24 protein-coding genes are annotated in these 26,080 nt (G+C 68.0%); 15 read left to right on the top strand and 9 right to left on the bottom strand.

All coding sequences use genetic code 11. From position 1 onward, the window contains the following. Positions 1–2: 2 nt before the first annotated feature. From PU630_RS14285 to PU630_RS14275, 3 genes are all read right to left on the bottom strand, one after another. Positions 3–1,001, bottom strand: coding sequence for an apurinic/apyrimidinic endonuclease family protein (locus PU630_RS14285; RefSeq protein ID WP_275277723.1), 999 nt, complete (start codon positions 999–1,001; stop codon positions 3–5). Then, a complete protein-coding gene (locus PU630_RS14280; protein WP_275277722.1) occupies positions 998–1,372 on the bottom strand; it encodes a hypothetical protein in 375 nt (124 codons plus the stop codon). Before PU630_RS14280 ends, PU630_RS14285 begins: the two co-directional genes overlap by 4 nt. Positions 1,373–1,447: 75 nt before the next feature. Beyond that, positions 1,448–2,713: an ROK family protein gene (locus PU630_RS14275; RefSeq protein ID WP_275277721.1), complete on the bottom strand. Its 1,266-nt coding sequence runs from the start codon at positions 2,711–2,713 to the stop codon at positions 1,448–1,450. A gap of 116 nt (positions 2,714–2,829) precedes the next feature. On the opposite strand from PU630_RS14275, the gene PU630_RS14270 reads away from it, so the two are divergent. The 9 genes from PU630_RS14270 (at position 2,830) to PU630_RS14230 (ending at position 12,554) form a co-directional block, all read left to right on the top strand. Then, on the top strand, positions 2,830–3,873 hold the full coding sequence (locus PU630_RS14270) for a Gfo/Idh/MocA family protein (RefSeq protein WP_275277720.1): 1,044 nt from the start codon (positions 2,830–2,832) through the stop codon (positions 3,871–3,873). After that, positions 3,870–4,679 (top strand): hypothetical protein, encoded by an 810-nt coding sequence (locus PU630_RS14265; RefSeq protein ID WP_275277719.1) that lies wholly within the window; start codon positions 3,870–3,872, stop codon positions 4,677–4,679. Before PU630_RS14270 ends, PU630_RS14265 begins: the two co-directional genes overlap by 4 nt. A gap of 108 nt (positions 4,680–4,787) precedes the next feature. Further along, the gene (locus tag PU630_RS14260; protein WP_275277718.1) at positions 4,788–5,804 is read left to right on the top strand and encodes a VOC family protein; all 1,017 of its coding nucleotides are present in this window, start codon (positions 4,788–4,790) and stop codon (positions 5,802–5,804) included. A 67-nt stretch (positions 5,805–5,871) separates the two neighbouring features. Next, positions 5,872–7,008: an FAD-dependent oxidoreductase gene (locus PU630_RS14255; protein ID WP_275277717.1), complete on the top strand. Its 1,137-nt coding sequence runs from the start codon at positions 5,872–5,874 to the stop codon at positions 7,006–7,008. Beyond that, positions 7,005–8,015 carry an amidohydrolase family protein gene (locus PU630_RS14250; protein WP_275277716.1) on the top strand — a complete coding sequence of 337 codons (1,011 nt, stop codon included), beginning with the start codon at positions 7,005–7,007 and terminating at the stop codon, positions 8,013–8,015. The genes PU630_RS14255 and PU630_RS14250 overlap by 4 nt, the downstream gene beginning before the upstream one ends. A 148-nt stretch (positions 8,016–8,163) precedes the next feature. After that, positions 8,164–9,672 carry an MDR family MFS transporter gene (locus tag PU630_RS14245; protein WP_275277715.1) on the top strand — a complete coding sequence of 503 codons (1,509 nt, stop codon included), beginning with the start codon at positions 8,164–8,166 and terminating at the stop codon, positions 9,670–9,672. Then, complete coding sequence (locus PU630_RS14240) at positions 9,669–11,261, top strand: GMC oxidoreductase (RefSeq protein WP_275277714.1); 1,593 nt, start codon at positions 9,669–9,671, stop codon at positions 11,259–11,261. The genes PU630_RS14245 and PU630_RS14240 overlap by 4 nt, the downstream gene beginning before the upstream one ends. Continuing rightward, positions 11,254–11,655, top strand: a complete 402-nt coding sequence (locus PU630_RS14235; protein ID WP_275277713.1) for a C-glycoside deglycosidase beta subunit domain-containing protein — start codon at positions 11,254–11,256, stop codon at positions 11,653–11,655. Before PU630_RS14240 ends, PU630_RS14235 begins: the two co-directional genes overlap by 8 nt. Continuing rightward, entirely contained in the window at positions 11,652–12,554 is a 903-nt protein-coding gene (locus PU630_RS14230; RefSeq protein ID WP_275277712.1) for a sugar phosphate isomerase/epimerase family protein, read from the top strand. Before PU630_RS14235 ends, PU630_RS14230 begins: the two co-directional genes overlap by 4 nt. Positions 12,555–12,557: 3 nt before the next feature. Here the strand turns inward: PU630_RS14230 and PU630_RS14225 are convergent, their stop codons facing one another. Together PU630_RS14225 and PU630_RS14220 are read right to left on the bottom strand one after the other, a co-directional pair. Continuing rightward, positions 12,558–12,734, bottom strand: coding sequence for a hypothetical protein (locus PU630_RS14225; RefSeq protein ID WP_275277711.1), 177 nt, complete (start codon positions 12,732–12,734; stop codon positions 12,558–12,560). A gap of 73 nt (positions 12,735–12,807) precedes the next feature. Then, a complete protein-coding gene (locus PU630_RS14220) occupies positions 12,808–14,271 on the bottom strand; it encodes a peptide MFS transporter (protein WP_275277710.1) in 1,464 nt (487 codons plus the stop codon). 231 nt (positions 14,272–14,502) lie between these two features. On the opposite strand from PU630_RS14220, the gene PU630_RS14215 reads away from it, so the two are divergent. The 3 genes from PU630_RS14215 (at position 14,503) to menC (ending at position 17,116) form a co-directional block, all read left to right on the top strand. Continuing rightward, positions 14,503–15,216, top strand: a complete 714-nt coding sequence (locus PU630_RS14215; RefSeq protein ID WP_275277709.1) for a GNAT family N-acetyltransferase — start codon at positions 14,503–14,505, stop codon at positions 15,214–15,216. Positions 15,217–15,399: 183 nt separating this feature from the next. Continuing rightward, positions 15,400–15,780: a hypothetical protein gene (locus PU630_RS14210; protein WP_275277708.1), complete on the top strand. Its 381-nt coding sequence runs from the start codon at positions 15,400–15,402 to the stop codon at positions 15,778–15,780. A 202-nt stretch (positions 15,781–15,982) separates the two neighbouring features. Next, the gene (gene menC, locus PU630_RS14205) at positions 15,983–17,116 is read left to right on the top strand and encodes an o-succinylbenzoate synthase (RefSeq protein WP_275277707.1); all 1,134 of its coding nucleotides are present in this window, start codon (positions 15,983–15,985) and stop codon (positions 17,114–17,116) included. Between the two features lie 110 nt (positions 17,117–17,226). Here menC and PU630_RS14200 read toward each other — a convergent pair whose 3' ends face one another. Then, positions 17,227–17,820: a class I SAM-dependent methyltransferase gene (locus PU630_RS14200; RefSeq protein ID WP_275277706.1), complete on the bottom strand. Its 594-nt coding sequence runs from the start codon at positions 17,818–17,820 to the stop codon at positions 17,227–17,229. A 152-nt stretch (positions 17,821–17,972) separates the two neighbouring features. On the opposite strand from PU630_RS14200, the gene PU630_RS14195 reads away from it, so the two are divergent. The 3 genes from PU630_RS14195 to PU630_RS14185 all read left to right on the top strand — a co-directional run bounded on the left by PU630_RS14195 (position 17,973) and on the right by PU630_RS14185 (position 21,564). Further along, the gene (locus tag PU630_RS14195) at positions 17,973–19,307 is read left to right on the top strand and encodes an alpha-hydroxy-acid oxidizing protein (protein ID WP_275277705.1); all 1,335 of its coding nucleotides are present in this window, start codon (positions 17,973–17,975) and stop codon (positions 19,305–19,307) included. 186 nt (positions 19,308–19,493) lie between these two features. Further along, positions 19,494–19,814 (top strand): nucleotide pyrophosphohydrolase, encoded by a 321-nt coding sequence (locus tag PU630_RS14190; RefSeq protein ID WP_275277704.1) that lies wholly within the window; start codon positions 19,494–19,496, stop codon positions 19,812–19,814. Beyond that, a complete protein-coding gene (locus PU630_RS14185; protein ID WP_275277703.1) occupies positions 19,801–21,564 on the top strand; it encodes a DUF2075 domain-containing protein in 1,764 nt (587 codons plus the stop codon). Before PU630_RS14190 ends, PU630_RS14185 begins: the two co-directional genes overlap by 14 nt. Here the strand turns inward: PU630_RS14185 and PU630_RS14180 are convergent. The 3 genes from PU630_RS14180 to PU630_RS14170 are packed head-to-tail and all read right to left on the bottom strand — an operon-like array spanning position 21,552 to position 26,000. Further along, complete coding sequence (locus PU630_RS14180; protein ID WP_275277702.1) at positions 21,552–24,095, bottom strand: DEAD/DEAH box helicase family protein; 2,544 nt, start codon at positions 24,093–24,095, stop codon at positions 21,552–21,554. The genes PU630_RS14185 and PU630_RS14180 overlap by 13 nt on opposite strands. After that, positions 24,088–25,707, bottom strand: coding sequence for an Eco57I restriction-modification methylase domain-containing protein (locus PU630_RS14175; protein ID WP_275277701.1), 1,620 nt, complete (start codon positions 25,705–25,707; stop codon positions 24,088–24,090). Before PU630_RS14175 ends, PU630_RS14180 begins: the two co-directional genes overlap by 8 nt. Next, positions 25,704–26,000, bottom strand: coding sequence for a hypothetical protein (locus PU630_RS14170; protein WP_275277700.1), 297 nt, complete (start codon positions 25,998–26,000; stop codon positions 25,704–25,706). Before PU630_RS14170 ends, PU630_RS14175 begins: the two co-directional genes overlap by 4 nt. Positions 26,001–26,080 lie beyond the last annotated feature (80 nt).

The raw sequence follows: 26,080 nt of genomic DNA, 5'->3' as shown, positions 1-26,080 counted from the left end.
GGCTATGCGCTGAGGGCGCGGGATGCCAGGGCCAGGTGCTCCCTTGTCATCTCGGTGGCATCGGCCTCCAGCCATTCGTGCCCGCCCCACTCGCTGCACAGGGTGCCGGTGAAGGCGCTCGCGCGCAGCAGCGCACCCAGATCGCGCATCGGCTTCGACACCCGAGCGTCGGTGTCATCGAGGTCCCAGAACTTGAGATGGAAGCCGCCGACGAGCGGCAGGATCTCGCGCAGGTCGGCGGCATCCGACCGACCGAATCGCACGACGAGATCCATGAACAACGTGTGCACGCCGGGCGGTACGGAGCCGGCCCGCAGCGCGTCGAACACAGCAGCCTGCGTCTCGGGAGCACGCCATTCGGTCTCCAGCAGACGAACCAATGCGGGATCGACGCCGCCTGCGGTGAGCGCCGTGAGGTAGCTCACCGGCAGCGCAGGCATGAGCATGCTGATGTCCACGAGAAGCCGCAGACGCGGATCGTCGAACCGCGCCACAACCTCGTACGCGTCGGCGTACGCGGGATCGTGCGGGGTCTGGCGCCCCTGCACCTCTTCGTACAAGACGAGGTCGAGTTCGTACAGCAGCGGCATGGTGCGCTCGAGCAGGGCGGCGCCGGCCTGGCCGATGGGCAGGCGCACGCCCGTGGCGCCGAGGTCGTGGGCGGCGCTCAACTGCGGGACGAGGAATGCGAGGCGCTCGTCCTCGGTGCGCCGCCGGGCCGCGCCGTCGGCGGACAGCTGCCAGTCGTCGAGCGAGATCCCCACGATCGAGATGCCTCCGCCGACCGCGTTGAGCGCTGCACGCAGGGCTCGCACCTCGGTGGCGTCCACATCCGGAAAGGTCCGCAGCGTCTGACCCAGTTCGATCTCGATGGTCGACGCGATACCCGACCCCGGTATCGCGCTCGCGATCTCGTGCGTCGAGTGCTCGGCGCGCAGCACGTCGGGGGTCCAGTTGAATGCCGACGCCGCCAGCGTCCACGTCTCAGGCAGCGCGGTCACGCGATGTCCTCCGAGACGCTCGTGAGCGCGGCATCCGTCTGCAGCGTCCGCTGCTCGTGGAACGGGAGCCGCAGGGGGCCGTCAGGCCCCATCTGCAGATAGGGGACGAGAAGAGCGAAGTCGATGATGACATCGTGGGGGCCGGGTGCCACCGGCTCACCGCCCCGCAGGACCACACGATCCTGTGCGGGCCACCACCGCTCACTCGCATCGGGGAAGCGCAGATCGCCGACGGCCGTGCCGTCGAGCTGCACCGCGACATCGTGCAGGCTCTGCAGCGGGAGAGCGCGGATCCAGGGCAGCGACAGCCGCAGCTCGAAGCCGCCGGGCGTCGTCGAGAGCGCATCGGCGCGCAGAGCAGTGAGAGTCATCGTGGTCCTTGTGATCGACGTGAGATCACAAGATACACACTTTCGTCGGATTTCGTAAGAAGTGGAGGAGAGGATTCAGGATGCCGCGCGCACGCCCTCGATCGTGGGGCGCCCGTCAGCGAACCACCGGGGGAACGTCGCGTCGAACAGCTGCTCGCGCGCCAGCTCGGCCCCACCGCGCAGCGGTTCACGCTCGTCATCCATCGAGTTCACGATCGACAGGTCTCGCGTGGCCAGCGGCAGCGACAGCTCATAGACGCGCTGGCGCACCTCGGCGAGAAACATCTCGCCCGCGGCCGCCACGGCGCCGCCGATGACGATGACGCCGGGATTGAACATGTTGACCAGCGCGGCTATCGACTCGCCCACGACCCGTGCCGAGCGCTGCACGAGCGAGATCGCCAGGGCGTCACCATCCTCGGCAGCGCGCGCGATGCGCTCGGGTGTGGGGGACTCGCCCTCGGCGGCTGCCCGCGCGAGCACGCCCGTGGCCCCGTCAGCGATGGCGGCTTCTGCATCGCGCACGAGAGCCCACCCACCGGCGACCGCTTCGAGGCAGCCCACCTTGCCGCAGCGGCAGGGCGTGTCAGAATCGCGCACGCGCACATGACCGATGTCACCCGCGGCCCCGTTCGCGCCGCGATGGATCCGGCCCTGCGAAAGCAGGCCCGCCCCGATCCCGGAGCCGACCTTGCAATAGATGAGGTCGACGTGCTCAGACCCGCGGCGGGCCCGCTCGCTGAGGGCGAGAAGATTCACGTCGTTGTCGACCCAGACAGGGGCGTCGAAGCGCTGCTCGAAGCGGCGGCGCACGTCGAAGCCGTTCCAGCCGGGCATGATCGGCGGCGCGACCGGTCGGCCGCTGTCGAAGTCGACCGGGCCGGGAATGCCGACGACCACCGCCCACACAGGTGTCTCTCCGTTGCGAGCTGACAGCTCGTCGATGAGCGTCATGACGGTGTCGATCGTCTCGGCGGGGCCCCGCGCGATGTCCCAGTCCTGATGCGTCTGGTCGATGATGTCGCCGTCGAGGGCGGCGAGGCCCACGTGCACATGCAGCGCACCGAGGGCGCAGACCACGATCCGCGCCTGCTCGGAACGGAACCGGAGGGTGCGCGGGGCGCGACCGCCCGAGGAAGGACCGAACTCGCCGTCCTCAAGAAAGCCCATGTCGATCGCCTGATCGACGCGCTGTGTCACCACGCCCCGGCCGAGCCCGGTGAGGCGGCCGATCTCGGGGCGGGTCGTCGCCTCGGCGGTGCGCACGAGGTTGACGATGCGCAGGAGGCTCGTCACCTCGTCGGTCTGAGCGCCGAAGCGCAGGGTGGACTCGGTGGCCATGGACTGATTCTGACACAACCGCGGGAGCTAGGCGGAGAAGTCACCGCCTCGTGCGCCGCCGAGGGCACTCACTTAGGTATGCCTTAGACATAAGTCTCGAAGGAGAGGGTGCGAACATGGCGGCAGGAGTCGGTGTCATCGGTGCCGGGCCGGGTGTGGCGGCCCTGCACCTGCCCACTCTCGCGCGCCTTGCCGAACACTTCACGGTGACGCATCTCGCGGATGCCGGCAGTGGGCGGGCTGCGGCGCTGGCGAGACGGACGGGTGCCCGTTCCTCCGCGGGGACGGCCGAACTGCTGGCCGACCCGGCCGTCGATGTCGTGGCCATCTGCAGCCCGCCCACGCAGCACGCCGCGCAGATCCTCGCGGCGATCGCGGCGGGCAAGCGCGCGATCCTCTGCGAGAAGCCGATCGCCTGCACTCGGCAGGAGGCGAATGCCGTCGTCGATGCGTGCCGTCGCTCCCACACCGCGCTCGTGGTGGGTACGAACCACCACTTCGACCCCGCCTGGGCGCGCGCGAAGCATCATCTCGTCGCGAACGAGGGCCGTGTTCGCACGGTCGAGATCACTATCGCGCTTCCTCCGAACGGGCGGTACCACGACGTCGTCAGCGAACTCGCTCCGGCCGGGCAGAATGCGTCGCGGCCCCGTCCGGACTGGAGCGACCCTGACCTGGCCGCCGCGATCGTCCGGGAGCTGGTGCTGGGTCTGGGCATCCACGATCTCCCCGCACTGCGCGACCTGGCGCCGCACTTCGAGCGGGTGGTGTTCGCCCGCCCGGTGCCGCCGATCGGCTACGTGATCGGCCTGATCGCGAGTGGCGTGCTGGTGCAGCTGTCTGCCGTCATGCTTCCGGGCGGGCCCGACGCCCGCTGGCGGATGACGATCGGCACCGCGACCGACGAACTCGAGGTCGACTTCCCGCCGACGTTCGTGCACGCGGGCAGCGCCGATGTCCGGGTGCACGCCCCCGACGGCCGCATGACCGAATACCCGCCCGAGCCGGAAGACGGCTACGTCGCCGAGTGGCGGGCTCTGGCATCGGCGCTCGAAGACGGTGAGCCCGTCGAGTACGACGAGATCCTGCACGACGCGCTCTACGCCATCGACATCGCAGATGCGGCCGCGGCTGCAGTGCGAGCGGGGGTGGCGGCATGACCCGGCCGCAGGCGCATGCCGTGGCTCTCCAGGGCGATGCCGGCGTGGGCTGGGAGGGCGGCCTGGCCGCCGCGGTCGCCGAACTGCCGCTGCAGGCGCAGCTGGCGTCGACGGCGGCTGAAGCCGTGGTCGTCGTCGCCGGGGCCAAGGGCTGGTCGGCCACCGCGGCGCGCGCGCTCGCTGAGGGTGCGCGCGCGGTCATCGTCGTCGAGCCGGCGACCGAGGACACCGCTGCCCTGCGGGCCTTGGACGAGCGGGCGAAAGGGGCGCCGATCATCCTCGACCGCATGCGACTGCGATGGGATGTCGCATCCGACGCGGCGGGCAGCGCGCCGGCGCCCCTGACGACAGCGCGCTGCGCGGCTGCGTCCCCCGTCCTCGCCGATGCGATCGCCGACACCGTCGGCTGGCTGCGCGTTCTCACCGGGGGGACGCTGCGACTGCGCTCTGCCACGGCCACGTCGCGGGGAGCCCTCGCGCTGTTCGACACGGCTTTCGGCGCGCCGGCCACGCTGACGGCGACGGCGCTCGCCGGCGCGGGCGAGCTCCGCACCGACCGTGGCCGGATCTCAGCGTCCGCATTCGGCACGGAGCGCACCGAAATCGAACTCGCCGCGGGAAGGAGCGCACGGGTGATCCACGACGAGGGGCAGGGCGCCCGGGTTCTCCCGCCGCGCTGGGAGACGCGGGGCCGCCTTGCGCTGCGCCGGGCGATCGCCGCCGTGCGAACGGGTGAGCGCACGACTGATCTCGCCGACTTCGCACACGACGTCGGCCTGGCCGCGCGGATCCTCACGTCTGCATAAACAACGGTGATCTCCGGCATTGTCAGAATCGGCTTCCCCGATGACGTCGCGCGACCCAGACTGGGATCGGTCGGGAGACCCGCCACCCTCGGAAAGGAACGATCGACGATGATCAAGCTGCTGGCCCATCTCTCGTACGTGGCAGTCACGAGCCCGGACGTCGAAGCGTCCGTGCGGTTCTACGAGGAAGAAGTCGGTCTGACCGTCGTAGACCGCATCGATGACGCGGTCTACCTTCGCTGCTGGGGCGACCACTACGCCTACTCCGTGGTCGTCCTTCCCGGCGAACAGCCCGCGATGGACACCATGGCCTGGCGCACCTCGAGCCCGGAGGCGCTCGACGAAGCCGTCTCCCGCATCGAGGCGGCCGGTGTGACCGGAGAATGGGTCGATGTGCACCGGATCGGTCGGGCGTACCGCTTCACCGGGCCGTGGGGGCACACCATGACCTTGCACTGGGACGTCACCCGTCACCAGGCGACCGCGGCTGCGGCATCCTGCTATCCTGACCGTCCCGAGCGACGCAGCAAGATGGCCGGCGCCCCGCGCCAGCTCGATCATGTGACCCTCGCATGCAGCGACGTCGACGCGTTCGCTGCGTGGTACAGCGACGTCTTCGGCTTCCGGATCATGGCGCGCACTCTGCTCGACGAGGCCCCCATCTCGGTCTTCTCTGTGCTCACGACGAATGAGAAGTCGCATGATCTCGGCGTGGTGCTCGACGGGTCGCAGACGCCGGGGCGCATCAACCACTATGCCTTCTGGGTCGACACCCGCGAAGAGCTGCTCATCGCCGCCGACACGCTCCTGGAGCGCGGCATCCCGATCGAGTACGGGCCGTCGATCCACGGCATCGGCGAGCAGAACTTCCTCTACTACCGTGAGCCGTCGACCCTGCGCATCGAGCTGAACACGGGCGGGTACCGCAACTACGTGCCGGACTGGGAGCCGAACACCTGGCGCCCCTCGCAGGGGTCCAACAACTTCTACCGCAACGGCGCGATGCCGATGTCGATGACCGAGTCGTTTCCGCCCGCTGACGGTCCGAGCGCGACCGAAGAGGGCGTGCCCGACGAGATCCGCGATGCGCTGCTGAACCCGTACGCGAAGCAGGGGCGCGGCTGACCTGCGCCTCGACGCCACGCGGCGTGCTCGCGTCACCATCAACTGCACAGAACAGAGAGGTTCTTCCATGAGCGCGGTAGCTTCCGTCGCCGTCGTCGGCGCCGGCATCACCGGCCTCGCCGCCGCCATCCGCCTCGCCCGCGCGGGCATCGATGTCGAAGTGTTCGAGGCCCGGCCCGAGCTGAACCCGTTGGGCTCGGGCATCACCCTGCAGGGCAACGCCCTGCGCGCCTTCGACACGCTCGGCGTGTGGGACGACGTGCGCGCCGCGGGCTTCGCGTTCGAGGGTCTCACGCTGCGTGCGCCCGGTCCGGGCGCACCGGTGGTCGCTGAGCTCGGCGACGTGAAGACCGGGGGACCCGACTATCCGGCCGGCATGGGCATGTATCGGCCCGATCTGGCGAAGATCCTGCTCGCCCATGCTGAGCAGGCGGGCGCGAAGATCCGCTTCGGCGCGACCGTCAGCGGCATCCGGTCGGTGGGGGAGGCGGTCGAGGTGCTCGCCGATGACGCCGTGGCGGGCACGTATGACCTGGTCATCGGGGCTGACGGCCTGCACTCTGCGGTGCGCGGCCTCATCGGCATCGACACCGCGCCGCAGCCCACCGGGATGGGCATCTGGCGGTCGTTCGTCTCGCGCCCCGCCGAGGTGCAGCGCAGCGAGCTGTACTACGGCGGGCCGGTCTACATCGCCGGCTACACGCCGACCGGCGACGACACCATGTACGCGTTCCTCGTCGAGAAGGCGCAGGACCGCTTCGGCGTCACCGACGCGGAGGCCGTGCAGATCATGCTCCACGATTCGTGGGCCTACGAAGGGCCGAGGAACTCCATCCGTGCCGACCTCGGATCTGCCGACGCGCACGTGAACTACACCTGGTTCACACAGCACATCGTCGAGGCGCCCTGGAACCGCGGGCGCACCGTGATCATCGGCGACGCTGCGCACTCGTGCCCGCCCACCATCGCGCAGGGAGCCGCGCAGGGGCTGGAAGACGCGGTCGTGCTCACCGAGCTGTTGATCGAGCGGGATGCGGTGGACCAGACGCTGTGGGACGAGTTCCACGCCCGCCGCCTGCCGCGTGCACGGGCGGTGGTCGACGCGTCCGTGCAACTCGGACAATGGCAGATCGACGGCAACCGCGACGCCGACGCCGGAGGCCTGATCTTCGGCATCGCCCGGCAGATGGCGCAACCGGCATGACCGTCACCGACGTGCATGCGCACCTGCTGCTGCCGACCCTGCAGGCCGAGGTGCGCCGGCGCGACCCCGACGGGTTCGAGGCAGCCGATCGGCTCGAACTGCGACGCAACGGGGCGAGCAGCCAGGCCGTCTCCGGGCCGATGGTCGGAGCGCGCATCCCGCAGCTCACCGACGTGGGCGAACGCCTGGCGGCAATGGACGCCCAGGCCGTCGACCGGCAGTGGGTGAGCGCATCGCCCAGCCACTTCTCCCCCTGGGCCGGCGAGCAGCTGGCGGTCTGGATCGCGTGCGAGGCCAACCGGCAGGTGGCCGAGCACGTCGCTCAGGCTCCCGACCGATTGAGCGGGCTGGGATTCGTGCCGCTGCAGCATCCCTCCCGCATCGTGGAGTGCCTCGACGACGCCGTCCTCGGTCGCGGCCTCGCCGGTGTCGAGATCTCGTCGTTCGCCGGCGACGTCGAGCTCTCCGACGAGCGACTCGAACCGTTCTGGGCGCGAGCCGAAGAGCTCGACGCGATCATCTTCCTGCACCCGTTCGGCTGCAGCCTCGATGAGCGACTCGACCGCTTCTATCTCGCCAACACCGTGGGCCAGCCCGTCGAGAACGCCGTCGCTCTGTCGCACCTGATCTTCGCAGGCGTGCTCGACCGGCATCCCGAACTGAAGATCGTTGCGGCGCACGGCGGCGGATACCTGCCCACCGCGATCGGCCGCAGCGACCACGCCTGGCGGGTGCGGCCCGACGCGCAGGGGTGCGCGCACGAGCCGTCGAGCTACCTGCGCCGGATCTGGTTCGATACCGTCGTGCACGACCATGCCGCGCTGCGGCACCTCATCGCGGTCGTTGGAGCGTCGCAGGTGGTGCTCGGCAGCGACTTCCCGTTCGACATGGGGCTTGATGACCCGGTCGGGTTCGTGCGCGGTGCCCTGCTCGACGACGGGGTGACCGAGCTCATTCTCAGCGGCAACGCCGACGCGCTGCTCGGACACGCTTCTTCTCCTTCTTGACGAAACTTCCACACTTATGTTGCTTTAGTGCGTAAGTGGGCATACAATGGAGGTGACGTTGGGGCCGTCCGGCCCGTTCCTCACCGTGATGCTGCGGCGAGGGCACATCCCGTCGCGTCGACGGCCCGATCTATCGGGTGATCCCGGCATGCCGCTTTCACCGTTGAAACTCCGCTTCCTCGTCATCTCTCTTCTGACCGTCTCGTTCCTCGGCGCTCTCGACAACACCGTGGTCTCGACCGCCCTCGCGACGGTCGCGGGGCAGCTGGGCGCGCTCGAGCAGATGAGCTGGATCGTCGTCGGCTACACCCTCGCCAGCACGGTGCTGCTGCCCGTGCTCGGCAAGCTCGGCGACATCGTCGGCCCGCGTGCGGTGTTCCTGATCTCGCTCGTGGTGTTCATCCTCTCGTCGCTGGGGTGCGGATTCGCGCCGTCGATGGGCTGGCTCATCTTCGCCCGCGTCGTGCAGGGAATGAGCTCGGCCGGCCTTCAGCTGATGTCGCAGACGATCATCGCGTTGACCACGACACCCCGGCAGCGCCCGCAGTACATGGCGATCATCGGTGCGGCCTTTCCGATCGCCATCCTCGTCGGACCGGTGGTCGGAGGCCTGATCACCGACTACTGGAGCTGGCCGTGGGTCTTCTGGGTGAACGCGCCGGTGGGGATCATCGCGCTGGTCCTGGCGGCCGTGGCCGTCCCGCACATCGAGGGTGTCGGCAGTTCGCGGTTCGACGTCGCAGGCGCCGCCACGCTGGGAGTCGCGGTGGTGGCGCTGGTGCTCGCCGTGACCTGGGTCGTCGACCGCGAACAGCTCGCCGCTGCCCTCATCGCGTTCGCTGTGACGGCGGCGTGCCTGGCGGCGTTCATCCTGGTCGAGCTGCGCGCCGCTGACCCGATCGTCCCTCTCCGGCATCTCGCCAACCGCACCATCGGCGCCGGGATCGTCATCTCGGCGATCGTGGGCATCGGCCTCTTCTCCATCACCTCGTACCTCCCCACCTACTTCCAGATGGCCTACCGGACGAGTGCCACTGTGTCGGGACTGGTTCCGATAGCGACGGTGTTCGGGATGCTGGTGAGCAATCTGATCAGCGGCTGGCTGGCCAGCCGCACGGGGCACTATCGTGTCTTCCCGATCGCCGGCACGATCCTCGGTGCTGCCGGCCTCGCCGTGATGGCGGTGCTGCCGGTCGGACTGCCGCTCTGGGTGCCGATGGTGGTCATGGCCATCGTGGGGCTGGGCACCGGAGCCTTCATGAGCCTGATCGTCACCGTCGTGCAGAGTGCGGCCCCGGTCGGCGAGACGGGAGCCGTGACGGCGACCGTGAATCTCGTCCGGCAGGTGGGTGCCACCGTCGCCACCGCGCTCATCGGCGGGGTCATCGGATTCGCTGTCGCCGCCGGATTGCCGGCGGGATTGGATGCCGCGACCCTGACGCCCACCACGGTGCACGCCGCATCCCCCGCCGTGCAGGCGCAGATCGCGGCCCTGTACCGCGATGTGTTCGCGCCGATCTTCATCGCGCTCGCCGCGACCTACCTGGTCGGCGTCATCGCGTCGCTGCTGCTGCCACCCGGACGACTGTCAGACGAATCACCCGACCTTCCCGCGGCGACCGAGCCGCGGCATCCCGTAAGGAGTGCCCGATCATGAGCAGAGTCCCCACCATCGCCGTCGTCGGCAGCGGGCCGATCGGCGCCGCCTACGCGCGGGTGCTCCTCGAGCAGCTGCCCGATGCCCGCCTGATCATGTTCGAGGCGGGGCCCCAGCTGACCGAGGTGCCCGGCGCGAGCGTGCGCAACATCGCCGACCCTGACGAGAAAGAGCGCGCTCGCGAGCGGTCGCAGGGGCCGCAGGCCGGCCGGTATCGCGAATCGCTCGGCATTCCCGAGTCGGTCGTCGCCGAGGGCATGTTCACCGCCCGCGGCGGCACGTACCTGCTCGACTTCGGCGGTCCCGGGGCAGCGCACGCGACGCAGTTTCCTGCGGGAGCGGCCTCCACCAACGTCGGAGGCATGGGCGCCCACTGGACGTGCGCGACTCCGTCGCCGTCGTTCAGCGAGCGTGTGCCGTTCATCGGCGATGAGGAGTGGGCAGGCCTGCTCGCTGAAGCCGACCGGCTGCTGCACGTGCGCACCGACGCCTTCGCCGACTCGGCCATCTCACGGGCGATCTCGACGCAGCTGGCCGACGAGTTCGCCGGCGAACTGCCCGCGGGCTTCGGACCGAGCACTCTGCCGGTCGCCGGCGACCCGCAGGCTGACGGCACCATGGTGTGGGCGGGGGCCGATTTCGTGCTGGGGCCGCTGATCGAGCCCGGCACGTCCGAGTCGTCGCGGTTCACCCTGCGCGATCTCACGCTGGTGCGGCGGGTCGAGCACGACGGAACCCGCGTCACCGGCGTCACGGTCGAAGACCTGCGCACGCATGAGCAGGAGACGGTGCCGGCCGATGTGGTCGTCGTCGCCGCGGACGCCTTCCGGACGCCGCAGCTGCTCTGGGCCTCGGGCATCCGCCCCGCGGCGCTGGGCCGCTATCTCACCGAGCACCACGTGATCATCAGCACCGTCGCTCTGGACGGGGCACGGATGTCGCGCCTGGTCAGCGACGACGAGCTCGCGCAGGAACTCGCACGGCGCGCGCAGAACCCCACGGATCCGGTGGCGGCCGTCAACCGCATCCCGTTCTCCGAACCCGACCACCCGTACTCGCTGCAGGTGATGTATGCCGAGAACCCGCCGTTCGCGCTCGACCCCGAGCATCCCGCCGCCGGCAACCGATGGGGATACGTGAACATGGGGTACGGGGTCCGCAAGCATCCCCGTGTCGAAGACGGCGTGCGGTTCGATGAAGACGAGCTCGACTACCGCGGGCTGCCGAACATGACGATCGAGTACGCGCTGACCGAGCGCGAAGAGAGCGAGATCGAGCAGGCCACCGCGCTGCTCCGTCGCGCGGGAGGCGCGCTCGGCGAGTTCGTCGCCCAGCCGCGCCTGCTGCCGAACGGATCGAGCCTGCACTACATGGGCACGATGCGGATGGGCGAGAGCGACGACGGCACCTCGGTCGCCGACCCCTACTCACGGGTGTGGGGGTACGAGAACCTCGTCGTGGGCGGCAACGGGCTCATCCCGACCGCGAACACCATGAACCCGACCCTGACCAGCGTCGCCCTCGCCGTGCGCGGTGCACGACAGCTGGCCGACGACCTCACATCGAACAGAGAGGAAGAGCATGCTTGAAGAACCGCTCATCCAGGCCGCGGGGTTCCACAACACCGGACCTGAAGACGCCCCCACGGGGTTCCAGCTGCGCGTGCGCAGTCCCTATTACCGCGGCATGTGGGGCAACCTGCTCGACAAGCCGACGGTCATCGTCGACGGTGAAGAGTTCGACGGCGACGACATCCGCTGGACCCTGCCCACCGGCGACTACTCGTTCGCCGAGCTGCAGACCTCGACCGACGCGCGCTGGCCGATGGACGAGGCGGCCGTGCTCACGGTTCCCAAGGCCGGGGGGCTGGCCCGCGGCATCCATGATGTGACGTTCGTGCTGCGCGTGCGGATGTCGTACATTCCCGAAGAACTGCAGCCGTCGATCTGGACGGCGAAGCGAAAGGCGGTGATCGTCCGATGAGCACCGACAACCTGCCGTTCGGCCTCGGAGTCTCCCTGTACAGCTACACCGAAGACATCGGCGTGACGATGACAGTGGAGGACTGCATCGAGGATGTCGCGGATCTGGGCGCCAGTGGATTGGAGATCCTCGGCGAGGCGCACATCCGCGACTACCCGAACCCGTCGACCGCGTGGATCGACGCGTGGCATGCCCGCAACGAGCGGCTCGGCCTGACGCCGACGCTGTACGGCTCGTGGCTGGACACGCGCCGCTTCCCGGGACGCGGGATGACCGTGGCCGAAGGGGCGCAGCAACTCGAGCTGGATCTGCGCCTGGCCGCGCAGCTCGGCTTCTCGTTCGTGCGGCCGAAGATCGGCGTGATCAGCGAGGACCTCCGCGTCGACCCGATCTGGTCCGAGGCCGTCGAGCGCAACCTCGAGCTCGCCGGCGAACTGGGAATCGTCATCTGCCCCGAGATCCACTGGCCCACGGTCATCAAGTCTCCCGTGGTGGAGGAGTACCTCGAGTTCAAGGAGCGCACGGGCACCACCCAGTTCGGCCTGCTCATCGACACCGGCGTCTTCGACGTGCAGCGCTTCGCCCGCCGCGGCGGCGGCGCGGCGTTCCAGATGGGCACGGGGTCGGCGCGACCCCCGGAGGTGCCGTTCGTGCCCGTCTCGGACCTTGCCGAGGTCATGGAGCACGTCGTCTACTTCCAGGCGAAGTTCTACGAGATCGAGGACGACCTCACCGATCTCTACATCCCCTGGCGACAGATCCTCGATGTCGCTCTGGACGCCGGCTACACCGGCTGGTTCTCGAGCGAGTACGAAGGACACCACGAGCTGTACCGCGCGGCCGACCAGCTGCGTCGCCAGCACGCGCTGATCCGGCAGGTCGCCGCCGAGCGGGGGTGAGGCCTACTCGTCTTCGTCGCCCTCGGCAGCAATGCGGTCGGCGTCGGCGCTGTCGATGAGGTCGTCGTTGGCGTCCTCATCGAGCACCTCTTCGCCGTCCTCTTCGCGCAGCGGCGCATCTTCGTGCGGGTCGCCGTCGGCGTCGAAGGGGAGTGGGGGAGGGAACGGTCCGGTAGACATGGTGTCTCCTTCTGTCGGTGCCACAGACGCTAGACCCGCGGCATCCACTCTCCGACGGGCTTGACAAACGCGTCTAGCGCACGCCCTTCATGAGGGCGAGCACCGGCTTGCTGCCCAACCACAGCCCGATGCCGACCAGCACGGCGATGAGGCCGAGGATCGAGAAGTACGGCACTTCATTGTTCGGGTCGTAGAACTGCACGAGCCAGCCCGAGATCGCCGTGCCCAGCGCCACCGAGAGGAAGAACAGCGCGACCATCTGCGTCTGGAACGACGCGGGTGCGAGCTTGGTCGCCACCGAGAGTCCGACCGGAGACAGCAGCAGCTCGGCGACCGTGAACACGAACAGGATGCCCACGATCGCCAGCAGCGGCGTCGAGTTGGGCCCGCCGCCGGCGAACGGGAGGAACAGGAGGAACGCGCCGCCCATGATGATGGCGGCCAGCGCGAACTTCACCGGGGTCGACGGCTGGCGGTGGCCCAGGCGCGTCCAGATCGCGGCGAACACACCCGACAGGATGATGATGAAGATCGGGTTGATCGATTGCACCCACGAGACCGGCATCTCGAAGCCGAACAGGTTGCGGTCCAGACGCTTGTCGGAGTAGACGGTCAGCACCGTGAACTGCTGCTGGTACAGCGACCAGAAAGCGACGCTCGTGATGAACAGCGGCAGGAAGCCCCAGACCCGCGAGCGCTCGGTCGCGTCGATGCGACGGCTCGACAGGATCACCGCGAAGTAGGCGATGGCGGCGACCACCGTGCCCATGATCACTATCGTCGAGAGGTTCTCGGCGCGGATGACCCCGACCAGCACCAGCACGGCGATCAGGACGATCGCGACCGCGGCGATCGCCGCGACCCACACGTAGCGGTTGCGCGGCAGCGGGTTGGGCACATGTCGCGCCTGCTCGGGCAACTGCTTGCGGCCGAACGAGTACTGGACGAGGCCGAGGGCCATGCCGACCGCGGCCAGGCCGAAGCCCCAATGGAATCCGAGCGTCGACTGCAGCAGACCGGTGAGGATCGGACCGAAGAACGCGCCGAGGTTGATGCCGAGGTAGAACAGTGAGAATCCGGCATCCCGTCTGTCGTCATCCGTGTCGTACAGCGTGCCGACCACGGCCGTCGCATTGGCCTTCAGCCCGCCCGATCCGACCGCGACCAGGATCAGGCCGACGGCGACGCCGGCCAGTCCCGGGAGCAGGGCCAGCGCGATGTGCCCGCACATGATGACGATCGCGCTGATGAACAGCACGCGTTCGGAGCCGAGCATGCGGTCGGCGATCCACGCACCCAGGATCGTCGACAGGTACACGGCCCCGCCATAGGCACCGACGATGCCGCCGGCGACGCCCTGGTCGATGCCCAGACCCCCGCGGGTGACCGAGTAGTAGAGGTAGATGAGCAGGATGCCCTGCATGCCGTAGAAGCTGAACCGCTCCCACATCTCGACGCCGAACAGGTGGGCGAGGGCCCAGGGCTGTCCGAAGAAGCGCGTGTCGGTGCTCCCGTGCGATTCCTTGGTCTCGCTCATGGGACAACGGTAGCGAGGCGTGGTGGCGGGCGCCTCCCCCTCTTCGGCGGACAGGCGCCGCGCGTCATTCCGGGAGGGAGGGATGCCGCTCCGCGGCCTCGCGCGCGGCGGGAATGAACATCGCGACCACGAGCGCGATGACCGCGGCCGCCCCGCCAGCCCGAAGGAGGGCTGGAACGCCGCCGCGCTCGGGCACTGGTCGGCATGCTCGGGCGGTGTCACACTGGGTTCATGGTGGGGGTTTCGGTTCCCGTCGATGTGCGGATCGAACCGCTGCAGACGGTCGAGCAGGTGTTCGCGGCATCCGAGGTGCTCAGCGAGGTGTGGGGCGGCGACCGGTCGGGCATGCCGCCGAACCTGCTGCGCGCCCTGGCGCACTCGGGTAACTACGCCGTCGGGCTCTACGACGGAGACCTGATGATCGGGGCATCCGTCGCTTTCTTCGCCGCGCCCGCTGCGCGGTCGATGCACTCGCACATCACCGGGATTCTGCCGCCGTATCGCGGGCACGAGCTGGGGCGCGCGCTCAAGCAGCACCAGCGTGAATGGGCGCTGGCGCGCGACGTCGGTCAGATCACGTGGACCTTCGACCCGCTCGTCGCCCGCAACGCGCACTTCAACCTGCGCGTGCTCGGCACACGGGTCACCGAGTACCTCGTGAACCACTACGGGCCCATGGACGACGGGGTGAACCGCGGCGACGAGTCCGACCGGATCATGGTGACCTGGGTGCTCGCCGCGCCGCCCGTGCCGACTCCGGCCGATGCCGACGTGGCCGCGGCCGTGCGCGTGCCGCGCGATGTCGAGTCGCTGCGGAGCGAGTCGCCGAGGGATGCGGCGGCCTGGCGCCTGCGCGTGCGCGAGGAGTTCGAGGAGTGCCGCCTCGAGGGCCTGGTCTGCCGCGGCTTCGACGACGAGCGCGGCTACCTCTTCGTGCGCGCGTGATCCCCCACCCTGCGCGTGCACACCCCTCGCCCCCGCGCACCCGTCGCCGGCGAGGTCGTACCTTGTTTCGCGAGGTCGTACCTTCTTTCGCGAGGTCGTAGCTCTTTTCGCGAGGTCGTAGCTCTTTTCGCGAGGTCGTACCTGATCTCGCGAGGTCGTCTTCGTGCTCGATAGGGTGGACGGATGCTTCCCGCAGACTGGACGCCCCACCGCCGCGACGACGGCGAACTGCTCGGCTGGATCCACCCGGCCGGCGATGACTGGGTCGCCGTGGACCTGCTCGGGCGCGCAGCATCCACCCCCGTCGACTGGCTCGAGGCCGAAGAAGCCCTCGAAGAACGCGGCATCGCCTGGCTCGCCGACATCTGGATGCTCGAGAGAGTGGATGCCGCGCCCCTGCGCGTGCGCATGGTCGAGGTGACGCCCGACCATGTCGTGGTGCAGACCGACGACTTCGGAGCGATCGACGCCCCGGTCGAGAGGTTCGAGCTCGAGTGGCCGGCGCCGGCCGCGCTGCGTCCGCGTCGTGCCGATGACCCCGACGGGCGCATCTTCACCCGCTGACGCGTACGACCTCGCGAGAAGAGCTACGACCTCGCGAAAACAGATACGACCTCGCGAGAAGAGCTACGACCTCGCGAAAACAGATACGACCTCGCGAGAAGAGCTACGACCTCGCGAAAACAGGTACGACCTCGTGAGATTAGGTACGACCTCGCGAGATCAGGTACGACCTCGCGCAGGGGCGGCGGCGTAGCCTGTGGCCATGCCCATCACCCGGCCCGCGGCATCCATTCGCCTTGACGGCTTCGAGCTGCGGGTGCTGCACCTCCCGCTCGTGGCGCCGTTCACGACGTCGTTCGGCACCGAGGCGGTGCGTGAGGTCATCATCGTGCGCGCGCTCACGCCCGACGGCGACGGCTGGGGCGAGATCGTCACCGGGAACGCCCCGCTCTACTCGAGCGAGTACACCCAGGGTGCGTGGGACGTCGCCTGCCGCTTCCTGATTCCGGCGCTGCTCGACGCCCACACGGTGGCCCCCGAGCAGGTCGCGCCGACGCTCGAGCCCTTCATCGGGCATCGCATGGCCAAGGCCGGGCTCGAGATGGCCGTGCTCGACGCCGCGCTGCGCGCCGAGGGCCGCCCGCTCGGCGAGTACCTCGGCGCGATCGTCGACAGGGTGCCGAGCGGAGTGTCGGTGGGCATCCAGCGTGATCCGGCCGCGCTCGTCGACACGGTCGCCGGGTACCTCGACGAGGGCTACGTGCGCATCAAGATCAAGATCAAACCCGGCCGCGACGTGGCCGAGACCGCCGCCGTGCGCGACGCGTTCGGCACCATTCCGCTGCAGGTCGACGCGAACTCGGCCTACACGCTCGCCGATGCCGACACGCTCGCCGAGCTCGACCGCTTCGACCTGCTGCTCATCGAGCAGCCGCTGCAGGAGGACGACCTCGTCGACCACGCGGCGCTGGCCAAGCGCCTGCGCACCCCGCTCTGTCTCGACGAGTCCATCGTGTCGGCAAAGGCGGCGCGCGACGCGATAGCGCTGGGCGCGGCATCCATCATCAACATCAAGGCGGGACGCATCGGCGGATACCTCGAGGCCGTGCGCATCCATGATCTGTGTCGGGATGCCGCGATCCCGGTCTGGTGCGGCGGCATGCTCGAGACCGGGCTCGGCCGTGCCGCGAACGCCGCGCTCGCCGCCCTGCCCGGATTCACGCTGCCCGGAGACGTGTCGGCGTCGAGCCGCTTCTACGAGCGCGACATCGTCACCGAGCCCGCCGTGCTCGAGAACGGGCACATCGCGGTGCCGACCGCGCCGGGCCTGGGCGTGGGGGTGGACTCGGTCGCGCTCGACGACTTCACGGTCGAGCGGGTCGAAGTGCGGCGCTGACGGCGGGTTGCACGCACCTCACGTGTCGAAGACATGCTCAAACGCTGATGTGCGCGCGGTTCGCGGTCCCCGACGCCATCTGAGCATGTCGACGGAACGCGCGCGCCGTGTCACACCGGCGCAACCCCCTCGTACAGCAGGATCGACTCGGGCGGCAGCGGCCGATCGTGTACGCGCCGGTGCTGCACGTCGACGTCGGCGAAGCCGGCGGCGCGCAGCGCGGGGAGCGGATCGCGGTCCTGGTGGCATCCGCCGCACCACCGCCGCGTGAACGGGGTCGCGACGCGCTGCAGGGTGCGCAGCGTCGCGCTGTGCGGCGCGAGGATGTGCTCGACCAGCAACACGCGCCCACCGGGAACGAGCACGCGCCGCGCCTCGGCGAGCGCGGCGGTGACGTCGTCGACGGTGCAGAGCACGTACGTCGCGACGACGGTGTCGATGGATGCCGCGGCCAGCGGAACGTGCTCGGCGACGGCGTCGAGCGGCTCGGCGGCATGGCTCCACTCATGTGCGCGGCGGGCGAGCTCCTCGCGCCGCTCCGCGTCGGGCTCGAGACCGTGCCAGGTGATGTCAGGGTCGAACGCGCCGAAGTTCTCCCCGCGTCCCGCGCCCAGCTCGAGCACGCGACCGCGGGCGCGACCCATCAGTTCGCGCTCGAGGTCGTCGAGCGCGTCGTCATCGATCATCGGGGGTTTCGTGGGCATGCCCCCAGTCTGCAACGTCCCGATCGCGGTGTCTTATGACAGGCGGCCCAGCCGAGCGTGACAGTCGCCGGGTGGCCGGGACGTCTTGACCCGCTGTACTCACTCAACGACCGGGCCCGCGCCGCCACGCCGGCACCCGTAGGCTGACCCCCATGAGCAGCGTCGCCCCCGAAGACCCGGCCGCCGCCGTGCGCGGCATCGGCCGACAGGTGCAGTCCGACATCTACCGCGCCGGCATCGGCGGGGCGAAGCCCGTCGTGCCCGTCGAGCCCGCGGTCCTCGAGCGGTTCGCGCGCAAGGCCATGAGCGCCGAGGCGTTCGCGTATGTCGCCGGGGGAGCAGGCTCTGAGCACACCATGGCCGCCAACCGCGCGGCGTTCGACCGGTGGCAGGTCTGGCCGCGCCCGTTGCGCGACGTGTCAGAGCGCGACCTGTCGGTCGAGTTCCTCGGCGCGACGCGGCCGACGCCGCTGATCCTCGCGCCGCTCGGCGTCATGGAGATGGTGCACCGCGACGCCGACATCGCCGTGGCGCGGGCCGCGGCATCCCTCGGTCTTCCCTCCGTGCTCAGCAACCAGGCTTCCGTCGCGATGGAGCAGGTGGTGGATGCTGCGCCCGCCGGTCCCCGGATGTTCCAGCTCTACTGGTCGAGCTCCGACGAGCTGAACGCGTCGCTGCTGCAGCGCGCCGAGCAGCTGGGCTGCGAGGCCGTCGTGATCACGCTCGACACGCATCTGCTGGGGTGGCGCACGCGCGACCTCGATCTCGGATACCTGCCGTTCACCCGCGGCCTCGGTATCGCGCAGTACACGAGCGACCCGGTCTTCGCCGGGCTGGTGCGCGAGCGCGCGGCGACCGGCGGGCCGGCAGCGTCGGTGCGGATCACGCCCAAGACGATCGCCGCCGGGGTGTCGATCGCGCGCAAGGGGGCGGCGCTCACCGGCACCGGACTGCGCGAAAGCCTGCGCTCGCCGCTGCCGCGCGCGGCGGTCGAGACGTTCCTCGACGTGTTCTCGACCCCCGCGATCGCGTGGGAAGACATCGCCCGCGCCCGCGAGTGGACGAAGCTGCCGATCATTCTGAAGGGCATCGTGCATCCCGACGATGCGATCAGGGCGTTGGATGCCGGAGCCGACGGCATCTGGATCTCCAACCACGGGGGCCGCCAGATCGACCGGTCGGTGCCCACGCTCGAGGTGCTGCCGACCATCGCCGACCGGATCGCCGGCCGGGTGCCGATCGTGTTCGACTCGGGCGTGCGCTCGGGTGCCGACGCGGCGATCGCGCTAGCGCTGGGCGCGACGGAGGTGGCGCTCGGCCGACCGTATGCCTACGGGCTGGCGATCGCGGGGGAGGAGGGCGTGGCCGCTGTGATTCGGCACGTGCTCGCCGAGCTCGACATCTCGCTCGGGCTTGCGGGCCTGACCGCGGTAGCCGACCTCGACCGCGGCGCGCTCCGCGAGGTGGTCGCGGCTCCCGGTCGTTGAGCGCGCGAAGCGAGTCGAAACGACGCTCACCCCGCGTCGACTCCCGGTCGTTGAGCGCACGCAGCGAGTCGAAACGCGCGCCGCGCGCCGGCTCCCGGTCGTTGAGCGCGCGAAGCGAGTCGAAACGACGCTCGCCGCGGCGCACGCACAGGCCCACGGTCGACGCCCTCCTGGTACGGTCGCATCGTGGTGACGGAGAACGTGAGGCAGACGCTTCGGGAGTTCATCGCCGAACGTGACTGGGCGCAGTTCCACTCGCCTGAGAATCTCGCGAAGAGCGTCGCGATCGAGGCCGGCGAGCTTCTCGAATGCTTTCAGTGGGGGCCGGATGCCGACACCGGCCGGGTCCGTGAAGAGCTCGCCGATGTGCTGACCTATTGTCTGCTCCTCGCAGATCGGCTCGACGTGGACCCTGACGCGATCGTGCTCGAGAAACTCGAGCTCACGCGGCGTAAGTACCCCGTCGACAGGGCGCGGGGACGGAGCACGAAGTATGACGCCCTTTAGCATCGAGCCGATCGATTTCGACAGAGCAGCCGTCGGGGTGTGGGCCGAACTGAGCCCGCGGCACCGCAATTGGCCGGTCGTCTACGTGATCGACGGTCCCGGAAGCGGGGCCGGCGCTGTCTACGTCGGTGAGACCATCAATGCCGCGGCTCGCATGAAGCAGCACCTCGACGGACCGAAGCGAGGCATGGGCCTTCGCGACGTGCGCGTGATCATCGACGACGAGTTCAACAAGTCGGCCTGCCTCGACCTCGAATCGCATCTGATCCGATGGTTCGCCGGTGACGGCATCCGGTCGGTCCTCAACGGCAACGAAGGCATCACCGATGCGCAGTACTACAACCGCGATCGCTACCGTTCGTCGTTCCGTGCGGTCTTCGACGAGCTGCACGCGCGTGGCCTGTTCACGCGTTCGATCGCGCAGATCGAGAACTCCGACCTGTTCAAGCTCTCACCGTTCAAGGCGCTGACCGAGACGCAGGCGGTGGCCGTCGAGCAGATTCTCGAAGCGCTGCTGGCCGATCTCGAACAGCCGAGCTCGACGACGCAGTCGGTGGTCGAGGGGCAGCCTGGCACCGGCAAGACCGTCGTCGCGATCTACCTGATGAAGCTCATCGCCGACATCGCCGAGAGCACCGATACCGACACCGATCCCGATGGGCGTTTCGCGGAGTTCTTCGCGGAGGGTTACCGAGAGATGCTCGCGGGCATCCGGATGGGGCTGGTCATTCCCCAACAGTCTCTCCGCGAATCCGTCAGACGGGTCTTCAAGAAGACACCGAAGTTGCGCGCGCAGATGGTCCTGTCGCCGTGGGAGGTCGCCGATGCCGGCGAGCCGTTCGACTTGCTCATCGTCGACGAGGCGCATCGTCTGAGTCAGCGGGCCAGCCAGGGCTCGGGCCCGATGAACACCCGGTTTGCCACTGTCAACGAGCGGCTCTTCGGCGCGGATGACGTGCGGTACACGCAGCTCGACTGGATCACCTCGCGCAGCCGGCATCAGGTGCTCCTGATGGACGCCGAGCAGACGGTGCGTCCGGCAGACCTTCCGTACGAGACGGTCGCGACGATCCTGCGGGAGGCCGGGCGTGCGCATCGCCGGTTCCGACTGCTGACCCAGATGCGGGTGAAGGTCGAGGCAGACTATGTCGGGTACATCCGTCGGCTGCTGCGTGGTGACGCCGTGCCGGTGCCCGATCTCGGTGAGTACGACCTCCGATTCTTCGATGATGTCGGCGCGATGCGGCGCGAGATCCGACGAATGGATGCCGCGCACGGACTGGCCCGCATGGTCGCCGGCTACGCGTGGAAGTGGCGTTCGAAGAAGGACAAGACCGCCTTCGACATCGAGCTCGACGGGGAGCGGATGCGGTGGAACAGCGTACCTACCGACTGGATCAGCGCACCCGGCGCGATCGACGAGGTCGGCTCGATCCACACCGTGCAGGGGTATGACCTCAACTACGCCGGCGTCATCATCGGACCCGACCTGCGCCGTGACCCGGCGACGGGGCGGATCTTCATCGACCGTGCGTCGTACATGGATCGCAAAGGTAAGGAGAACAACGGGTACACGAAGAAGACGTACACCGACGATGAGCTCCTCGTCTACATCCGCAACATATACGGAGTCCTTCTCACCCGCGGCATCCGCGGTACGTTCGTGTACGTCAGCGACCCGGGCTTGCGGGAGTGGATGCGAACACGCCTGGCTGACCGCCCCTCAGACGTTGCGTCTCACGCCGGCTGATCGACGGCGACGACCGTGTCGTACAGCCCGTAGTGGGTCAGTCCGTCGTGCGAGTCGATGCCGGTGTATGACAGCGAGGCGTCTTCGTACCGACGGAATGCGAACACGGCCTGGTTCATGTGTCCGGCGTTGAAGACGCCGAGTGAGACCAGCAGGTTGAAGTCTTCGACTGTGAGCCCCGTGACGGCTTTGAAGAGCCCGGGCTCGATCTTGGTGATGACGTCGTAGAGCGTGTTCTCGCGATAGTCCGTGAGGTACATGAACGCGGGGATCCGGGTCGCGAACTTGATCAGCTTCTCCTGGATCTGCTTGCGCTTCGACTTGTACTCCTTCTCTTCGGCCGAGAGCTCCTTCTTCTCGCCGGAAGTGAGGTCGTCGCCCTTCTCCTTCTTGGTCTTGCTGACCGCTTCGCTCTTGTTGACGACAGTTTCGAACACGTTCGAGCCGAGGGCGCGGAAGCCCTCGATGTTCATCACGGCTTCCATGGCTTCGGCTGAGCCCATGATCCTCTTCAGCGTGAGGTTGTCGACGTTGACGAGCACTGCCGACTCCCACTTGCGCGCAAGCAAGGTCGCGGAGGTTCCCGACATGGCGATGTCGAGGATGCCCCCGGCATCCACCTGCGTCATGTTCGACCCGTCGTAGGCGAGCACCGGCAGGAACTTCACCAGCTCTTCGACCGCGTGCTCGGGGTTCGGCTCATCGGGCGCGAGACCGGTGCCGTACTCACTGATCTGCCGCAGCGCCCGGGTCGGTGCGAAGTCGAAGACGAAGCAGACGGGCTTGAGGATGTCTTCGGCATGCGGGTCGTCGCCGTTCGGGTTGCGGATCACCCACGGCGACTGCACGCGGAACGCGGCCTGGAAGTACGACTCGGGCGCGCTGAGGTTGCGCAGCATGAGAATCGATGACCACTGCGGCACCGTCACCCCGGTGGTGAGCTTTCCCACCGTGAGCGTGATGGTCTTCGTGTCGAACCCGCTGCCGATGGCCTTGCGCACCGGCGGCAGGGCGTCGAGCCCGACGCCGACATCGGGCGCAGAGACGTTCATGACTCGGTAGTCACGCCAGAACGCGTTCTGCGGTTCGGCGAGCAGGTTCTTCATCGCCGCGCACGATGCGGTGCGCGGCAGCATCCAGATCGAATGCTGCAGGTAAGGAAGCAGCCGTGTGTCGGAGTAAGGGAACGGCGGCTTGGTACCTGCCTTCAGCGCATCGACCTGCGTCGGCAGATACGCACCTCGGATGATGTCGAGCCACTTCTGCACGTCGTCCTTGTGCGCGAACTCGGCCTCAGCCCCGTCGCCCTTCGCCTCGAAGAACGCGTTCAGGTCGAACTCATCGAACTCGCCCTGACTCGCGATGGAGATGAGCTCGTCGGGCATCTGGTAGGTCAGCAGCCGCATCTCGGGCAGCGCGGCGTACGGATTCGGGTCGCCCGGGTGATCGATGACGAACTGCGCCTTCGCGCGCTGCTCGTCGGTGTAGGTCCAGTTGAAGATCTGCTCTTCGATGAACCGTCCCGTCGCGAGCGCCTTGAACGGCGTACCTGACAGATACAGGTACGCGCCGGCGCGGATCGGCACGAACGCGTCTTCATCAGCGTTCTGCACCTCGAGCTCGTCGGCGAAGGTCTCCTGCGCGTCACTGAACTCGAGCTTCATCTCCTTCTTGCGCGATGCCTCGTCTTCGCCCTCAAACAGCTCTTTGGCTGTGTCGCGCCATGCGCCGAAGTGGTACTCGTCAAAGATCACGAGGTCCCATTCGACGGCCGTCAGCCACTTGTGCTTGGCCTTGAAGTTGCCGGCGGTGTCACGGCCCAACAGGTCCTGGAACGAACCGAAGAAGACGAGTGGATGCTGCGCATCGACCTTGCTCGGATCGACTCCGGCCTTGTGCGACATGTACGTCCACCCGTCGAAGTCGACGTGCGATTCGAGGTCGGTCTTCCATGAGTCTTCGACCGCAGGCTTGAACGTCACGACGAGGATACGCTTCGACCCGAGCTTCTTCGCGAGCTGGTACGCGGTGAACGTCTTGCCGAAGCGCATCTTCGCGTTCCAGAGGAACTCCGGAACGGCATCGGTGTCTTCGGCCCACCGGGACTGGAAGTACCAAGAGGTCTTCTCGACCGCCTCGCGCTGCTCGTCGCGCATGGCGAAATCGAGGTGGTGCGTGCCCGAGTACGCCTTGTTCACGCGCAGCTCAGCGATGGCCGTGCGCACGTCTTCCACCGTGCATCGCATCCACTCGAGTGTCGTCTTCTCGAAGCCCTTGGCTCTCAGGCGGTCACGCACTTCGAAGTCCGTGAAGATGCTGCCGTCGGGCCGGTCAGCGGGCTCATCGAGGACTATCTCGAAGTTCTCGATTGCTGCGGTCTTGAGCTGCTGCGCGACGCGGGCCTTCACGAGCTGCGTCGTCTGCCCGACCTTCAGCAATCCGGCGTGCGCATCGTCGTGGATCGCATAGGCGTAGATACGCGGCCGCCGCGTGTGCTTCTCGGGGAGGAGCTCATCGACGGATTTAGGCATCGGCGGGCTCGCTTGCTCGCATGGCCGACTCGATGTAGGAGACCTCGATGTCGCTGAGCGCGTACTTCTCGTACAGCTCCTGGTCGGTCCACACCCGATCCATCGGGAGGTCGGGGACGAAGGCGAATCGCTCGCTGTACAGGTGATGGGTGTTCGTGCGCACTGAGACGAGGAAACGAACGAACTTGGTCCTGATGTAGTTCGCGAACCGCGTCGCATCCTGCTCGGTGCTGAAGCGGTTTGCCACGAGATAGGTCTCGGTACAGGCGGTTCCCGGCGCGAGAACCCGAATGCCGATCAGTCCGTAGAGCTGGCCACGAGCATCGGGTCTGCCCCCGGCGGGCACAGCGCCGCTGACGATGACTTTCCATTGATCGACCCATTCGACGTTCCTCGGGATCGCTGTCCGTTCGATCCAGCCGAAACCGCCGTTCTGGTAGATCTTTACGGGATCGACCATTTCAGCTGAGGTCTCTGCTCCTCGGAAATTGGTCCGGATGCTGAACGGCTGGATCGGCGCAACGACGCTGGCTAGGCTCGCGAACTCCGCGCCTGCAGAGACTGTGAGCACCTTGTGGAGTATAGATACCGCACGGTTGCTTCTTACCAGCAGATCGTATTCATCCAGATAGCGTGACATCGGCGTTTCCGCGACTCCGTCGATAACCGTCGAGACTTCGCAAGCACCATCCCACGCTCGATCCCAGAGAAAATAAGACACCCCGCCCGCGATATCCACGCCCGCGAACACGTCACGCGAGTCGGGGTAGTCAACGAGCGCCTTGAGCCGCCGGTCTCCGAGCATTTCCGCGCGGAATTCAGCCAATCCTCGACCACCGGCAAACCACCGGGACGGTGTCACCATCTCGAGGAAGCGAGGCTCGAGCTGCTTGGCCACGTCGACGAACTTCTGGTACACAGGCATCGCGAAGCTTCCGACCGCCTCCCCGCCGCTCTCCCCCAGCTGGTAAGGCGGATTCCCGATAATGACGTCGAACTGCACGTCGGCTCCAAACATGTGCGCGAGGCGCTTCTTGATATCGGTGGTGTGGATGAAGGCGTAGGCGTGGGTCTCGAGATCACCCGCGCGGTCATACGCCTGCTTGCTGGCTCCGCAATACGCACACTTGTCGCCAGCCCAGGTGTGCTCGGTGCGCTCGAACCAGATGTTGCCCCAGTCGCGGTCGAACGAGGTCGCGATCGAGTGCTCGCCCGTGGCATCCTTCGAGCAATAGACGCTGCGTCGCGCGAGCAGTGCCGTCAGCCGCGTGATCCCGATGCCGTAAACCTGCTTCGTAAGAATGTGGTCGACGCGCTTCCAGAGATCAGGGATCTGCTCTGCAAGCCCCTCGGTGAGACGCCGCGTGATCTCGCGCAGGAAGACGCCCGACTTCGTGAATGGGTCGAGGAACGTCACGTCGGGATCGCTCCAGATACTTGCGCCGTCGTGCGCCTCAGCCCAGGCGTCCGCCACCGTGTCGAGCATCTGGTTCGCCAGCTCGGGTGGGGTGAATACCTCGTCGTTGGAGAGATTCGCGATGCAGGTCAGTACGTCGGGGTTGTGGCCGCGAAGAGCGAAGGAAGCCTTGCCGTCGATGACGGGGACGCTCATGCGCCGGCCTCGGTCGTTTCGACTCGCTGCGCTCGCGGGGCGACCGGCACAGCCGCGAGGTCGGCCACCGACATCGGCGGGTATGTGCGCACCGGCGTGAAGATCTCGTGTTCTTCGAAGTGTGCGAACAGTCCCTTCGACGCGGCGGCTCGCTGCGTGAGGCTGTCGTAGCGGAAGTCCCGTCGCTGGTAGCGGCCACGTCCGAGGTAGCCCCACTCGGGGAAGACGATCGGCTGGCCCGCGGCATCCATCATCTTCAGGGCATCGCCCTGCACGATGTTCGCGGCGAGCACGGTATCGGCCGCACGGAGCCATTGCTCCGAGGGCGAAAGAAACCGGGCGAAAGTACCCTTAAGGTTCTCGCGGCACTCCG

Source organism: Microbacterium horticulturae (assembly GCF_029094505.1).
GTDB classification, from domain to species: Bacteria; Actinomycetota; Actinomycetes; order Actinomycetales; family Microbacteriaceae; genus Microbacterium; species Microbacterium horticulturae.
The sequence above is the reverse complement of the archived record's forward strand: the minus strand, read 5'-3'. Positions and strand labels throughout refer to the sequence as shown.

Bases quoted from the DNA above. Each gene is read 5' to 3' on its own strand.
- PU630_RS14280 (WP_275277722.1), bottom strand. From the start codon at position 1,372: ATGACTCTCACTGCTCTGCGCGCCGATGCGCTCTCGACGACGCCCGGC.
- PU630_RS14265 (WP_275277719.1), top strand. From the start codon at position 3,870: ATGACCCGGCCGCAGGCGCATGCCGTGGCTCTCCAGGGCGATGCCGGC.
- PU630_RS14200 (WP_275277706.1), bottom strand. From the start codon at position 17,820: ATGCCCACGAAACCCCCGATGATCGATGACGACGCGCTCGACGACCTC.
- PU630_RS14260 (WP_275277718.1), top strand. From the start codon at position 4,788: ATGATCAAGCTGCTGGCCCATCTCTCGTACGTGGCAGTCACGAGCCCG.
- PU630_RS14220 (WP_275277710.1), bottom strand. From the start codon at position 14,271: ATGAGCGAGACCAAGGAATCGCACGGGAGCACCGACACGCGCTTCTTC.
- PU630_RS14225 (WP_275277711.1), bottom strand. From the start codon at position 12,734: ATGTCTACCGGACCGTTCCCTCCCCCACTCCCCTTCGACGCCGACGGC.
- PU630_RS14195 (WP_275277705.1), top strand. From the start codon at position 17,973: ATGAGCAGCGTCGCCCCCGAAGACCCGGCCGCCGCCGTGCGCGGCATC.
- menC (WP_275277707.1), top strand. From the start codon at position 15,983: ATGCCCATCACCCGGCCCGCGGCATCCATTCGCCTTGACGGCTTCGAG.
- PU630_RS14240 (WP_275277714.1), top strand. From the start codon at position 9,669: ATGAGCAGAGTCCCCACCATCGCCGTCGTCGGCAGCGGGCCGATCGGC.
- PU630_RS14180 (WP_275277702.1), bottom strand. From the start codon at position 24,095: ATGCCTAAATCCGTCGATGAGCTCCTCCCCGAGAAGCACACGCGGCGG.
- PU630_RS14230 (WP_275277712.1), top strand. From the start codon at position 11,652: ATGAGCACCGACAACCTGCCGTTCGGCCTCGGAGTCTCCCTGTACAGC.
- PU630_RS14185 (WP_275277703.1), top strand. From the start codon at position 19,801: ATGACGCCCTTTAGCATCGAGCCGATCGATTTCGACAGAGCAGCCGTC.
- PU630_RS14210 (WP_275277708.1), top strand. From the start codon at position 15,400: ATGCTTCCCGCAGACTGGACGCCCCACCGCCGCGACGACGGCGAACTG.
- PU630_RS14270 (WP_275277720.1), top strand. From the start codon at position 2,830: ATGGCGGCAGGAGTCGGTGTCATCGGTGCCGGGCCGGGTGTGGCGGCC.
- PU630_RS14235 (WP_275277713.1), top strand. From the start codon at position 11,254: ATGCTTGAAGAACCGCTCATCCAGGCCGCGGGGTTCCACAACACCGGA.
- PU630_RS14245 (WP_275277715.1), top strand. From the start codon at position 8,164: ATGCCGCTTTCACCGTTGAAACTCCGCTTCCTCGTCATCTCTCTTCTG.
- PU630_RS14175 (WP_275277701.1), bottom strand. From the start codon at position 25,707: ATGAGCGTCCCCGTCATCGACGGCAAGGCTTCCTTCGCTCTTCGCGGC.
- PU630_RS14255 (WP_275277717.1), top strand. From the start codon at position 5,872: ATGAGCGCGGTAGCTTCCGTCGCCGTCGTCGGCGCCGGCATCACCGGC.
- PU630_RS14215 (WP_275277709.1), top strand. From the start codon at position 14,503: ATGGTGGGGGTTTCGGTTCCCGTCGATGTGCGGATCGAACCGCTGCAG.
- PU630_RS14250 (WP_275277716.1), top strand. From the start codon at position 7,005: ATGACCGTCACCGACGTGCATGCGCACCTGCTGCTGCCGACCCTGCAG.
- PU630_RS14275 (WP_275277721.1), bottom strand. From the start codon at position 2,713: ATGGCCACCGAGTCCACCCTGCGCTTCGGCGCTCAGACCGACGAGGTG.